Source organism: Pseudomonas sp. S4_EA_1b (assembly GCF_016307435.1).
GTDB classification, from domain to species: Bacteria; Pseudomonadota; Gammaproteobacteria; order Pseudomonadales; family Pseudomonadaceae; genus Aquipseudomonas; species Aquipseudomonas rhodesiae.
Map to the genome: position 1 here is coordinate 1 of NZ_JAEILC010000079.1, position 13,037 is coordinate 13,037.

The 13,037-nt window shown below is 58.1% G+C and carries 10 protein-coding genes and 1 rRNA gene; 6 read left to right on the forward strand and 5 right to left on the reverse strand.

Going from position 1 to position 13,037, the window contains the following annotated elements:
* Positions 1-82: 82 nt before the first annotated feature.
* Both rrf and YA0848_RS23180 read left to right on the forward strand, forming a co-directional pair.
* A 5S ribosomal RNA gene (gene rrf / locus YA0848_RS23175) occupies positions 83-198 on the forward strand.
* Between the two features lie 324 nt (positions 199-522).
* Positions 523-2,403, forward strand: a complete 1,881-nt coding sequence (locus YA0848_RS23180) for a methyl-accepting chemotaxis protein (protein ID WP_034095233.1) — start codon at positions 523-525, stop codon at positions 2,401-2,403.
* A gap of 38 nt (positions 2,404-2,441) precedes the next feature.
* Here the strand turns inward: YA0848_RS23180 and YA0848_RS23185 are convergent, their stop codons facing one another.
* From YA0848_RS23185 to YA0848_RS23205, 5 genes are all read right to left on the reverse strand, one after another.
* A complete protein-coding gene (locus tag YA0848_RS23185; protein WP_034095234.1) occupies positions 2,442-2,906 on the reverse strand; it encodes an SRPBCC family protein in 465 nt (154 codons plus the stop codon).
* 19 nt (positions 2,907-2,925) lie between these two features.
* Positions 2,926-6,303, reverse strand: a complete 3,378-nt coding sequence (locus tag YA0848_RS23190; protein WP_169903709.1) for an amino acid adenylation domain-containing protein — start codon at positions 6,301-6,303, stop codon at positions 2,926-2,928.
* Entirely contained in the window at positions 6,300-7,247 is a 948-nt protein-coding gene (locus tag YA0848_RS23195; protein WP_169903708.1) for a diiron oxygenase, read from the reverse strand. Before YA0848_RS23195 ends, YA0848_RS23190 begins: the two co-directional genes overlap by 4 nt.
* Positions 7,244-7,909: a DUF3050 domain-containing protein gene (locus YA0848_RS23200; RefSeq protein ID WP_198731433.1), complete on the reverse strand. Its 666-nt coding sequence runs from the start codon at positions 7,907-7,909 to the stop codon at positions 7,244-7,246. The genes YA0848_RS23195 and YA0848_RS23200 overlap by 4 nt, the downstream gene beginning before the upstream one ends.
* A gap of 454 nt (positions 7,910-8,363) precedes the next feature.
* Positions 8,364-9,074, reverse strand: coding sequence for a GntR family transcriptional regulator (locus YA0848_RS23205; RefSeq protein ID WP_034095238.1), 711 nt, complete (start codon positions 9,072-9,074; stop codon positions 8,364-8,366).
* Positions 9,075-9,385: 311 nt separating this feature from the next.
* Here YA0848_RS23205 and YA0848_RS23210 point away from each other — a divergent pair, with 311 nt between their 5' ends.
* The 4 genes from YA0848_RS23210 to YA0848_RS23225 are packed head-to-tail and all read left to right on the forward strand — an operon-like array spanning position 9,386 to position 13,031.
* Positions 9,386-10,279, forward strand: a complete 894-nt coding sequence (locus YA0848_RS23210; RefSeq protein ID WP_034111192.1) for a TauD/TfdA dioxygenase family protein — start codon at positions 9,386-9,388, stop codon at positions 10,277-10,279.
* 14 nt (positions 10,280-10,293) lie between these two features.
* On the forward strand, positions 10,294-11,319 hold the full coding sequence (locus YA0848_RS23215) for an ABC transporter substrate-binding protein (protein WP_034111194.1): 1,026 nt from the start codon (positions 10,294-10,296) through the stop codon (positions 11,317-11,319).
* A gap of 1 nt (position 11,320) precedes the next feature.
* Positions 11,321-12,172, forward strand: a complete 852-nt coding sequence (locus tag YA0848_RS23220) for an ABC transporter ATP-binding protein (protein WP_034095241.1) — start codon at positions 11,321-11,323, stop codon at positions 12,170-12,172.
* Positions 12,173-12,182: 10 nt separating this feature from the next.
* Positions 12,183-13,031, forward strand: a complete 849-nt coding sequence (locus tag YA0848_RS23225; protein ID WP_034095242.1) for an ABC transporter permease — start codon at positions 12,183-12,185, stop codon at positions 13,029-13,031.
* The last annotated feature ends 6 nt before the right edge of the window (positions 13,032-13,037 follow it).

Consider the following 13,037-nt stretch of genomic DNA (forward strand, 5'->3'; position numbering starts at 1 on the left):
AAGCAATTGGGGTTTTGTTTATGTAGAAGTCCATGAAATTTCACCGGAACGATGCTCAACGTCGATCTGGTACACAGAATTTCTTGACGACCATAGAGCATTGGAACCACCTGATCCCATCCCGAACTCAGCAGTGAAACGATGCATCGCCGATGGTAGTGTGGGGTTTCCCCATGTGAGAGTAGGTCATCGTCAAGATTAAATTCCAAAACCCCTGTCTGCTAACGCAGGCAGGGGTTTTGTCGTTTATAGGGAATTAATAGGCGTCAAATCAAAAATTCGCCATTGAAGGGTGTCATAGGCTGCTTTAATGATTTTAGGTAGTTCGGATTTACCGCCTGTCGGTTTAACACTCAAAAAGAGGATGTTTCCCACAAAACCTTAAGATTTCACTCCGTTTGGCCGAAAGCCTGATGAGCCATGCGTGCACCGAAATAGAGCGGCCCGAGAAGCCGGCTATACCGTTACATGGAATGTTCCGTTCGGCACGCTCATCCCCCTTTGGCAAAAGAAGTCGACGAAATGAATCTCAAGTTCAGCCATAAAATTCTGTTAGCTGCGTCAGGCGTCGTGGTCCTAGCCTTCGCATTATTCACGCTTTACAACGATTATCTGCAACGGAGCACGATCAAGCAGAACCTGGAGTCGTCTATCCAGCAATCCGGTGAGCTGACCGCCAGCAGTGTGCAGAACTGGCTCAGTGGCCGAATACTGGTACTTGAAAGTCTCACGCAGAACATTGCCCATCAAGGCGCTGCCGCGGATCTGCCAGGTTTGGTGGATCAACCCGCATTGACCTCAAATTTCCAGTTCACCTATGTCGGTCAAACCAACGGCGTTTTCACCCAGCGTCCTGACGCCAAAATGCCTGACGGCTACGATCCGCGTCAGCGCCCTTGGTACAAGCAAGCCGTGGCCGCCGATAAACCCATGCTTACGCCGCCCTATATGGCCGCAGTGGGCGGGCAGATTGTCACTATTGCCATGCCGGTTAAAAAGAACGGTGAATTGCTCGGCGTGGTCGGTGGTGACCTGAGCCTGCAAACCTTGGTAAAAATCATCAACTCGGTGGACTTCGGCGGTATTGGCCATGCGTTCCTGGTCAGCGGTGACGGCCAGGTTATCGTTAGCCCTGACGAAGACCAAGTGATGAAGAACCTAAAGGACATCTACCCAGGCACCAGCGTCCGTATCGAGAAGATTAATCAGGACGTTGTACTCAATGGCCAGGATCGCATTCTTTCATTCACCCCCATCACTGGGCTGCCAGGCGCGGATTGGTACATCGGTCTGTCGATCGATAAAGACAAGGCCTACGCCCCGCTAGGTAAATTCCGCACATCTGCGTTAATCGCCATGCTAATCGCGGTAGTTGCGATTGCCGTGCTGTTGAGTCTGTTGATTCAAGTATTGCTGCGCCCCCTGACCACCATGGGCGTTGCCATGCAGGATATCGCTCAAGGTGAAGGCGATCTAACACGTCGCTTGGCTGTCACCAGCAAGGATGAGTTCGGTGAAGTTGGCAGCGCGTTCAACCGGTTCGTGGAACGTATTCATGCGTCGATTTCCGAAGTGTCTTCGGCCACACGTCAGGTGCATGACCTTTCCCAGCGCGTGATGGCGTCTTCCAATGCCTCGATCATCGGCTCCGACGAGCAGAGTGCACGCACCAACAGCGTCGCTGCGGCGATTAATGAATTGGGGGCAGCGACTCAGGAAATCGCACGGAACGCTGCTGATGCGTCCCAGCATGCCAGTGGTGCCAGCGAGCAGGCCGACGATGGGCGCAAAGTGGTCGAACAGACCATCCTGGCCATGTCGGAGTTGTCTCAGAAGATCAGCCTATCGTGCACGCAGATCGAAACCCTGAATGCCAGCACCGACAACATTGGTCACATTCTTGATGTGATCAAAGGCATTTCCCAGCAAACCAACTTGCTTGCCCTTAACGCTGCGATCGAAGCTGCGCGGGCCGGTGAGGCTGGCCGTGGGTTTGCTGTGGTGGCCGATGAGGTTCGCAACCTGGCTCACCGAACCCAGGAGTCCGCCGAAGAGATCCATAAAATGATCACTTCGCTTCAAGTGGGCTCGCGTGAAGCGGTGACGACTATGAATGCCAGTCAGGTTTCCAGTGAGGAAAGTGTTGAGGTCGCTAACCAGGCCGGCGAGCGCCTGGTCAGTGTGACGCAGCGTATTGTTGAGATCGACGGCATGAACCAGTCTGTCGCGGCGGCCACCGAAGAGCAGACTGCCGTGGTGGAGACGCTCAACGTGGACATCAACCAGATCAATCTGCTGAACCAGCAAGGTGTGGAAAACCTCAACGAAACCCTGAGGGATTGCGATGCACTGTCACAGCAGGCTAATCGTTTGAAGCAATTGGTCGACAGCTTCAAGATCTGACTCGCCGGGGCAAGCCGTAGGAGCGCGCCAACTCGCTCCTACGGCTTGTCGAGTAATTTGCGTACGTTGTTCAGGGCGCTGTCGGCAAAGTCCTGCACGAACGCTTCGAACCCTTTGCGCGTTGTGTCTTCGGGTTCCGCGATGATCGTCCAGGTGACCTTGGCGCTCTGGGCGCCAAGTGCCTGCACATTAATCGCTGCCCACAGTCTGGCCACGCCCAAGGTGTTGTAGATCGTGGTCCATGTCATGTGCATGGCGTCGTCATCTCGACTGTTGAGTTGTTCGACCGCACAGTTGCCGTCCTGGAAAATTTTTGTACGCAAAGCGCCCACGCCCGCGCCAATCATTTCAATGCGCGACAGTGCAGGGATAAAGGCATCAAAGTTGGAAAATCGCCCCACCAGATCCCATACACGAGCGGCTTCGCAGTTGACTATGACACCGGCCACGATCGGCACGCCGTTTGGGTTGCGAATTAACGTATCGGGTTGCAGCGCTTTCATGAAGTTGTCCTGAAACGGTTCAAAGGAAGCCTATGGTTTTGAGGTAGTAACAGCCCTTGTCCAAGAGTGCCCGGTCTTTTTCGGGATACTGCTCGCCCATGTCTTGAACACCTCTGCGTGCGTTGCCATGCAGGATCCTCGTGGTATCGCCGATGTCTTTGTCCAGACGATCGAGATAGAACCCCAGTACCCCAAACAATGCGTTGTCCGGGCTCACTGCCTGCAGCGCCTGCTGCCATTGCGTCATGCTGACTCGCTCAAAGCAGTAACCCGCGCGACTGAACGCATCCAGGTATTGCTCCCAACTCAACGGCTGTGGGTTATGCAGATTGAACACGCAGCTATCGGCATTAAAACCGGCACTGTGAAAGGCGATAAACCGCGCCAGGAAGTCCACAGGCATCAGATCGAAATTCAAATGCAACTGCGGTAGCAGGCCTAATTGCAGCGACCCTTTGAGCATCAACATCAGGCGATTCTTGTGCGGTTGGCAAACACCATTGCGGCTGTTGAAACTGATGTTGCCGGGTCGATGGATATTCACCCAGGCGCCTTGCTCCACCGCTCGTCCCAACATTCGCTCAGCCACCCACTTGGACAGGTTGTAGCCGTTTTTGATGAACAGCGGCAGCGACGCGCAGGCCGGGGCCTCTAGCACATGCCCTTGGGTGTCGACGCTGCTGGAAGCCGACAGCGTCGAGACAAAGTTGAGAATTTTCTTACTGTGGGTCTCACAGAGACGCAGGCATTCGAAGACGGGGTCGACGTTGTCCCTGGCCAGTGACGCATAGTCCATCACATGGTTGACCTGTGCGGCGTTGTGCACCAGCACACCGAAGCCATGGGCGAGTGCGTCATACGCGTTCTCGGCCAACCCCAGGCGTGGTTGGCTGATATCCGCAGCGAATACCTGCACACGACTCAGGTCCAGATGCTCCAACTGGTAGTCGCGTAACGCATGGGTAAACCGTGCCGTCGCGCATTGCCCGGGCCGTTCGCGCACCAGGCATGCCACTTGAGTCGCACCGCCGGCCAACAGCGCCTGAACAATATGGACGCCGACGAAACTGTTGGCCCCGGTCACAATCACTTTGTGCGGATCGCCTGCGCACGCGGCGGGTAGCGTCTTGATGCTCCATTCGCGTTGCGCATCTCGTACGGCTTGGCTAGAGGACGCGTCGGGCAGCTCACCGTCCTCCATCAGCGTGGCGAGGGTACGAAGGGTGGGTGCTTCGATGAAATGGCTCAAGCCGAAACTGCGGCCAAACTGTTCGCGTACACGCAGTAACAGGGTCGACAGTAAGATCGAGTGGCCACCCAAATCGAAGAAGCTGTCATCAACGGATAACTCGGCGCCATCCAGCCCTAGAAGCACTCCCCACAGGCTGGCCAGGCGCGCTTGAAGCGGTGTGTGTGCCACACGGCGTCGATCTGCAATAGTGAGCCGCAACGGCTGTGCAAGCAGGGCTTGCCGATCGACTTTGCCATTGTCGGAGCAAGGTAGAGCAGGCAGCTCGGCCCATGCGTTCGGTTGCATGTAATCCGGAAGCCACTGGCGTGCATGCTGTTTCAGCGCTTCGAGGGTCGAGCCGTGATCGGGCTGGGCAACAAAGGCGCAGATCCGGTCATCGCGGTCGATCGCCACGGCCACCTGACGATAGAGCCGGCTGTTGCGCAAACACTCCTCAACCTCCCGAGGCTCGACCCGAAAGCCACGGATTTTTACCTGATCGTCCCGGCGTCCGCCCAGCAGGATGCCATCGGCGCTCCACTGTGCCAGGTCGCCGCTGCGGTAGGCCCGCAACGACTGGCCGCCCGGCAGCGGTAAGTCGACAAACGCGCTCGCCGTTTGCACCTGTGCATTCAGGTAACCCAGGCTGACGCCAGGGCCGACAAGGTACAACTCGCCCATCACCTGTTCATCCACGGGCTGCAGATGCTCGTCGAGAATCAGTACCTGGCTGTTAGCAATGGGGCGGCCGATATTGCGGTTGCTGTCACCCGGGGTGAATGTGCGGTGGGTTACCAGCACAGTCGCTTCGGAAGGACCATACAGGTTGTGGAACTGACACTGTCCAGCCAGGCGCTCGATGACATGGGGCTCGCACACATCGCCGCCGGTGAGCAGTTGCGTTAGGCCCAGCGGTTGATCCAGCGGCAAGATGCTGAGCAGCGCAGGTGGCAGGAACGCGTGAGTGACGCATTGCCGTCGCAGCAGCGTCAGCAGTTGCTCCGGATCGCGCCGTTGCGCTTCATTCGGGATGATCAGCTCGGCGCCGGCAATCAAGGCGGGGACGATATCGATCAGCGACGAGTCGAAACTCAGTGGCGAAAATTGCAGGACCCGGGCTTGTTCATTCAATTTCATGCACGCCCCACACCAGGCGGTGAAATGTGCCAGGTTGCCCTGACTCAGCAACACCCCCTTGGGCTGACCCGTGGTGCCCGAGGTGTAGAGCACCATGCACGGTGCATCCAGGCACGGACGCTGTCGCATCGGCAGGGGCGGGTTGCCGGCGTTGCAGGGCTCGATACTGCTGACATCCAGTGCGGTAAAGCGCTCCCGCAGAGGGTGTTCGCCCGCATCCAGCAAGAGCCGGGCTCCGGCAGTCTCCAGCATGAGCTGATGACGTTGTGCAGGCTGGTCCAGACCCAACGGCAGGTAGACCGCGCCGCTGCCCAGGACAGCCAGCATGCTCGCATACAGCTCAATGGATTTATCCAGACAAACACCGACCACCGCGGGGGCTTCAAGCGCCTCCAGCAAACGGATCAAACGTTGTTGAATCGCTGCGGCCCGGCGGTGCAAGTCGCGGTAGCTCACGGCATAGCCATCGATGTTCAGCGCCGGGCGCTCGGCGAAGGCGTGCAGGCTGGCTTGCACCCGTTCCATCACCGGCACTTGCGCCTCCTGCATCAATGCGGGGTTTGCCGTGCAATTGAATCGATGCATGAACGCCAACGCGTCGAGCCCCAGCAGGCTCTGTTCGGGCCAGTCATTGGCCGTGGTGCTGATCGGCACGTACGCAGGGTCCCGTGAGAATTCACTGACCTGCAACGCGACCCAGTCCACCAGTGCGTTCGTCACCTGCTTACGCTGTCGCTCGCCATTGCCCGTAGGCTCGTCGGCGATCTCCAGCACCCCGTGCAAATGCCTCTGGCGGTCATAGGCGCGCAGTTGCAATGCGGGCAGCCCGTACTCGGTGGCGGCGCCCACCCCCAGGCGCAGGCGGATACAGGGCGCTTCGTCGATATCGCTTGGCAGCGGCAGGCTACCGTCTTCAATCCACAGATCGACGGCTTCTTCGCCCGTCGCGTGGCCGTATTGCTCCAGCATCTGCCTGATAGCCTGCAAAGCAGCACTGGTACCGTTCCAGCCGATGGTCAGGCGCTTCATGCCAATCTCCTATTAACCGGCAGGTAGTCGTTCAGTGCCCGCGCCACGCTTGGCGTTTGCAGCAGGCCGCTGTTATGCACAAAGCTCAGGATGTTGCCCATCAAGGGGTGCTGGCGATGGATGGGGAATGCCAGTGCGTTGATGTCATCGCGCAATGCACGGCGCACGTCCGCGCTGACGTCTAGATGCTCGATCAGGTGCAGGTCGAAATTCTTTTGCAGTTGGTTGGTCAGGTAATGCGAGAGGAACGTCGGCAGCGCCTGAGCAATGGCATCGCGGTCGTTCGGGCTTGCGCTTTGCCAGTAGCTGCGCACCAGGCAGGTCCAGAACTGCGCGTGGCGCCCTTCATCGAACAGGTGGTCGGCCATCAGGCCCCGGATCGAGCCTTTGACGCTGCTGTCTTTGGAGAACGCCGCCACTTCGTGGGTGACGGTGTTTTCGGCAATGGCCACGCCAATCAGCTCCACGGCGTCGCGCAAGTGAGCCGGCACCTGCGCTTGCGCCGCTGGTAGGGCCAGGCTCAGTTCAATGTGTGTCGGCAGCTCAAGCGGCTCGATGCCTGTCATGGTTACGGTCTGTTGCAGGAAATCCAGAGCGACCAGCGCGTGGTAGTCCTCGTCCACCACGACGGTCATCGCGTCGACGCGACAGGCGAGGGGAAAGGGCAGCGAGAAGCGATTCTTGGCGATGGCGCGCGCAGTCTTGTCGACGATTTCCGTTTCGAAAATCACAACGTCATTGATGAACTTGTAAAAACTTTGCACCAGCACAAAGTCGCGCCACTGCGGGCAGTGCTCGGTAAAGGTGGCACTGAGTACCAAAGGCTGGCGGCACAAGGGGAAGATCAATTTATCGTCGTTTTCCAGCAAGCGGCGTGGACGTGTGCGAATGGTTGCGCGGCGCTCCCAATCGTCGGCAAAGGCTGGGTAACCGGCCATATTCATGGCTGCACCTCCAGCAGCGAGGCTCGAACCTCATCCCAAAGCATGATCCGGCTTTGCATGGCCGCGAGAGCGGCGTCGTGGGCTTGTTGCGGGTAAGTCGGATGGGCATCGGTCAAACGCTCAAGTAAACGCTGCGCTGCCGGCCCGTGATCCTGAGCGTCCAGCTCGATATGACGGTTGAGGTAGGCACATAAGGTTGGCGCGTGCTCTCGAATCAACGTGCCGGCCTGCAGCAACTGCTCGAACATGCCTGGGATCACGCGTTCTCGACTATGAAGAAACACCGCTGCTACGCAGTGGGTGGGGGCGTTCAATGCGATCTGCAACGTATCGCTTACGAAGCGGGCCGCGCCGCGCGGTGCTTGAGCCCTAAGCAACGCCGTATTGGCAGCCAGGCCTTGGCGTTGCAGCGCAATGAAGTGTTCGATTGAAGCGGTGCTGGCACCGACTTCATCCATGGCTTCCAGATACAGCTGGAAATGGCTGCACTGGCCCTCTTGGGGGTGTTGGTCGGATTCTTCCTCCAGCACGATCTCGTTGATCAGGCGAGCAGCCGTCGGGTCGGCAGGCGGTAGCCACGGCAAGCGTGTACAGGTCAGGTCTTGTTGGAGGCGTTTGAGGAGCGTCATGAAGTCCCAAACCGCGAATACATGACTTTCCATGAATTTTTTTAATGTNNGGGTGGGCGCAAAGGCGCTCTGCTCTTTGTGCAAGTAAGGATTGATACATGCTTGATGCCTATAAGTTATTGCGTCAACTGTGACTACAGCGATGGGCTTTTTTGAACGGCAAGTAGATAAGGGGATATAAGCCAGGCGTGGCGCAATCCCTTTGTCTAAGGGCTGCGCGCCCTGAATAAAGAGCCGGGTTAATGCCGAAGATAATAGTCAGGCTAACTAATTTGGCGAGCATATAAATGTGTTAGATGTTTTTCTAAATAATATCTTTTGTCAGTAAGTCGCTTTATATAGGTGGGAAAGTTCTTTGCCGCGCGCCCTCGCCTTGAACCCGGCACTGATGCTGGCGTTTTTAGGAGGGCAGTGGCTATTGAATAACGCAAGTTACGCGCTGAAGCAGCAACCCTGCCGCGCTCAGGTGCAGGGCGAATGTTAAAGGTTATTGCGGGCCTTTCTGACTGGCGACGTCCGGGCCATTGAGGTAAGTCCTGATCACTTCCATCCCGCGCATCAAGTGATTGCGCAGGGTCAGGACGCTTTCCTGGACTTTCTTGCGTGCGACCAGATTCAGTAGTTCCCGGTGGTCTTCCTGGGACGTCTCGCCCAGCCCCATGGCTTCCAGATTGAAGCGCAGGAAACGCTCCTCTTCGTTCAACCCGTGCTCCACCAGTTTGAGCAGCCGCTGGTTAGGGGCTTTGCTGTAAAGGGTCATATGGAACAAGCGATTCAGGCGGCCTATCTCGGTGTAGTCTTTTTCTTGCTCCAGCGCACAAATCAACGCGTCAGCCTCGGCGATATCGGTGTCGGTGAGCAAAGGAATCGACAAGCGCAGCGCTTCGGATTCCAGCAACATCCGCAGTTCATAGGTTTCGGCCGAGTTGTCTTCGATCAACGGAGCGACCACGGCGCCCTTGTGAGTCACCACATGCAGCAGTGACTGGGCTTCGAGTTGGCGCAAGGCTTCGCGCACCGGCATGCGGCTTACCCCGAACAGGCTGGCCAACTCCTGCTGACGCATGGCGGTCCCGCAGGGCAGGCGCCCATCGAGGATGGCGTTGCGCAAGGTTTCTTCTATGACGGAGCGAGCAAGGTGGGCGGGAATCGGACCGCTGATCTTGATGCTGTTCAAAGGTGTAGGCTTCTGCGTCACGGTTACGCTGCCCTCCTTATTGGAATGGCTGATGGCTAATTGGATCCAAAGCACACTAGTGACTGCCCATAAGCTTGTCAAACACGCACGGTTTCGGCTTGTAAGTAGTTCAACACCACGCTCCGCGCACTCACAGCATGCATTTATGGCGTCTTACAAACGGGATGGAAGCGCCCTCAGTCCAAGCAGCTTCGCTGCGAGCGCTACATCGTTTTGCCGCGCCGTTCACGCATATCGTTATGCGTAAACGGTATTTAAATTGAATTTCTTATACCTATAAAGTTTGTCTCCTGACTGCCAGGAGTGAACCCATGTCTGCCGCCTCTACCGCTTCACCCGCGTCGCTCGATGCACAAGTATTCGAGGTTCTTCCACTGCCCGGCAGCGTCGGTGCCGAGGTGGTTGGCCTGGACTTGTCCCGCCCGATCAACGACACGGATTTCGCGCGAATTCACCGCGCGCACCTCGATCACCATGTGCTGGTCTTTCGCGACCAGCGCATCACACCCGAGCAGCACATCGCGTTCAGCCGTCGCTTTGGCGTGCTGCAGATCCATGTGCTCAAGCAGTTCCTGCTGCTCAATCATCCGGAAATCCTGATCGTCTCCAACATCATCGAAAACGGCCAGGCTATTGGCTTGGGCGACGCCGGCAAGTTCTGGCATTCGGACCTGTCCTATAAAGCACTGCCCAGCCTGGGGTCGATGTTGCACGCACAGGAACTCCCCTGCGAGGGCGGCGACACGTTGTTTGCGGATATGCACAAAGCCTGGGACCAGTTGCCCGCGCATCTGCGCAACGCTGTTGAAGGCCGAAGCGCTGCGCACTCCTACACCGCGCGTTACAGCGAGACCAAATTCGAAGGCAACTGGCGCCCTACGCTCACGCCCGAGCAATTGGCCCAAGTCGCCGAAGTGGTGCACCCCATCGTGCGTACCCACCCTGAAAACGGCCGAAAAGCGCTGTTCGTCAGTGAGGGTTTCACCACTCGCATTATCGGTTTGCCTGAAGACGAAAGCCGCGACCTGCTGGCTCAGCTCTACGCCCACAGCGTGCTGCCGCACAACCTCTACCGCCATCAATGGCAGCCTCACGATCTGGTGTTCTGGGACAACCGTTCGCTGATCCACCTGGCCGCCGGTTGCCCAAGCCATCTGCGCCGCAAGCTGTTCCGCACCACCATCCAGGGCGACGCGCCTTTCTGATTCGGAGCATGACCATGTCCAGACACCTTCCATTTGCACGACTGGCCGCCACTGTCGGCCTGGGTATCAGCCTGCTGGCCGGCAGCCTGGCAGCGCCGGCGGTGGCCCACGCTGAGGGCGAGATTCGCATTGCCGAACAGTTCGGCATCGTCTACTTGCTGCTCAATGTGGTGCGCGACCAGCACCTGATTGAAAAATACGGCAAGCAGGAAGGCATCGACATCAAGGTCGACTGGACTCAACTGTCCGGCGGCGCGGCGGTCAACGACGCATTGCTCTCTGGCTCCATCGACATTGCCGGAGCCGGCGTCGGGCCGTTGTTGACCATCTGGGATCGCACCTACGGCAAGCAGAACGTTAAGGCCGTTGCGTCCTTGGGTAACTTCCCCTACTACTTGGTCAGCAATAACCCCAAGGTCAAGACCATCGCCGACTTTACTGACAAGGACCGTATCGCGGTGCCGGCAGTGGGGGTGTCAGTGCAGTCGCGCTTTCTGCAATACGCCGCCGCCAAACAATGGGGCGACCAGGATTTCAACCGCCTCGACAAGTACACCATCGCCGTTCCGCACCCCGACGCCACCGCGGCGTTGATCGCCGGCGGCACGGAGTTGACCGGGCATTTTTCCAACCCGCCGTTCCAGGACCAGGCCCTGGCCAATCCCAATGTCCATGTGGTGCTCAATACCTACGACCTGTTTGGCCCGAACTCGCCGACGGTGCTGTTCGCCACCGAAAAATTCCGCAACGACAACCCCAAGACCTACAAAGCATTTGTCGACGCTTTGACCGAAGCCGCACAGTTCGCTCAGAACGACAAAGGAGCGGCGGCCGATACCTACCTGCGCGTGACCAAGGCCAAGATCGACCGTGCCGAGCTGCTCAAAATCATCGACAACCCGCAATTCGAATTCAGCGTCACGCCGAAAAACACCTACCCGCTGGCGGAATTCCTTTATCGCGTCGGCGCCATTAAGCACAAGCCGCAATCGTGGCAGGACTACTTTTTCCAAGACGCCAAACCCCTGCAAGGAAGCTGAGATGAACGCGCCGTTATCAGCCCACGCGACCAGCAATCTGCACCCTGTCGCGCCGTTACTGGCGGTGGATAACGTCAGCCTGGAATATCGCACGGCCGAGCGCGTGGTGCGCGCGACGCATCAGGTCAGTTTCGAGATCGACCCGGCCGACCGCTACGTGCTGCTCGGCCCTTCGGGCTGCGGCAAATCCACATTGCTCAAGTCCGTTGCCGGGTTTATCAAACCCAGTGAAGGCGAGATTCGCCTGCTAGGGCAAAAGGTCGAACAACCGGGCCCGGACCGTATCGTGGTGTTTCAGGAATTCGATCAGTTGCCGCCCTGGAAAACCGTCAAGCAAAACGTGATGTTCCCGCTGCTGGCGTCGAAAACCTTGAAGCGCGCCGACGCCGAAGACCGCGCACGGCATTACCTCGATAAGGTCGGCCTTAGTGCGTTTGCCGATGCCTACCCACACACCCTGTCCGGTGGCATGAAGGCGCGCGTGGCAATTGCCCGTGCGCTGGCGATGCAACCGAAAATCCTGCTGATGGACGAACCCTTCGCCGCCCTCGATGCCCTGACTCGGCGCAAGATGCAAGAAGAGCTGCTGCTGCTCTGGGAGGAAGTGCGCTTCACCTTGTTGTTCGTCACCCACTCCATTGAGGAGGCGCTGGTGGTGGGCAATCGCATTCTGTTGCTGTCACCGCACCCAGGGCGCGTGCGTGCGGAAATCCACAGTCATCAATACGACCTGCATAGCCTTGGCGGTGTCGACTTCCAGGCATCGGCGCGGCGGATCCACCGGCTGTTGTTCGATGAAGCCACTGAGGCGGAACCCGAGTTGGATTTTGCCGATATCCGCATCGCGTACTAAGGGGACATTTATGCGCCAGGAATACGAAATCACCCTCGAACCGCTACTCAGCGTGCCGGTGGAACGCGACCTGCCGCTGCGCCAGCGCCTATGGCAACAGGGCTGGTTGCGCAAGGGCCTGATCCTGATCGTGCTCGCTGTCCTCTGGGAAGCCGTTGCGCGCTATCAAGACAACGACCTGCTGCTGCCGAGTTTTCTGCAGACCTTTCACGCGTTCTACGACGGTTTGCTCAGCGGCGAACTGCTCGGCAAAGTCAGCATCTCGCTGGTGGTGCTGATCAAGGGCTACCTGATCGGTATCGTACTGGCGTTCGCCCTGACCACACTCGCGGTGTCGACGCAGGTGGGTCGCGACCTGCTCAGCACACTGACCTCCATGTTCAACCCGTTGCCGGCCATTGCGCTGTTGCCGCTGGCGCTGCTGTGGTTTGGCCTGGGTCAGAACAGCCTGATCTTTGTGCTGGTGCATTCGGTGCTGTGGGCGCTGGCGCTCAATACCTATTCGGGGTTCCTGGGCGTGTCCGAAACCCTGCGCATGGCCGGACGCAACTATGGCCTCAAAGGTATCCGCTTTGTGCTGTTTATTCTGATCCCGGCAGCGCTGCCATCGATTCTGGCGGGCCTGAAAATCGGCTGGGCTTTTGCCTGGCGCACGCTGATCGCTGCCGAATTGGTGTTCGGCGCCACCAGCGGCAAGGGCGGGCTAGGCTGGTACATCTTTCAGAATCGCAACGAGCTGTACACCGACAAAGTATTCGCCGGGTTGGCGGTGGTGATCCTCATCGGCCTGCTGGTGGAGAACCTGGTGTTCGATACCGTCGAACGGCTGACGGTCAAGCGCTGGGGCATGCAGCGCTGATAGATC

Coding starts and splice junctions, on each gene's coding strand:
- YA0848_RS23190 (WP_169903709.1), bottom strand. CDS start 6,303: ATGAAGCGCCTGACCATCGGCTGGAACGGTACCAGTGCTGCTTTGCAG.
- YA0848_RS23215 (WP_034111194.1), top strand. CDS start 10,294: ATGTCCAGACACCTTCCATTTGCACGACTGGCCGCCACTGTCGGCCTG.
- YA0848_RS23185 (WP_034095234.1), bottom strand. CDS start 2,906: ATGAAAGCGCTGCAACCCGATACGTTAATTCGCAACCCAAACGGCGTG.
- YA0848_RS23195 (WP_169903708.1), bottom strand. CDS start 7,247: ATGAATATGGCCGGTTACCCAGCCTTTGCCGACGATTGGGAGCGCCGC.
- YA0848_RS23220 (WP_034095241.1), top strand. CDS start 11,321: ATGAACGCGCCGTTATCAGCCCACGCGACCAGCAATCTGCACCCTGTC.
- YA0848_RS23180 (WP_034095233.1), top strand. CDS start 523: ATGAATCTCAAGTTCAGCCATAAAATTCTGTTAGCTGCGTCAGGCGTC.
- YA0848_RS23225 (WP_034095242.1), top strand. CDS start 12,183: ATGCGCCAGGAATACGAAATCACCCTCGAACCGCTACTCAGCGTGCCG.
- YA0848_RS23210 (WP_034111192.1), top strand. CDS start 9,386: ATGTCTGCCGCCTCTACCGCTTCACCCGCGTCGCTCGATGCACAAGTA.
- YA0848_RS23200 (WP_198731433.1), bottom strand. CDS start 7,909: ATGGAAAGTCATGTATTCGCGGTTTGGGACTTCATGACGCTCCTCAAA.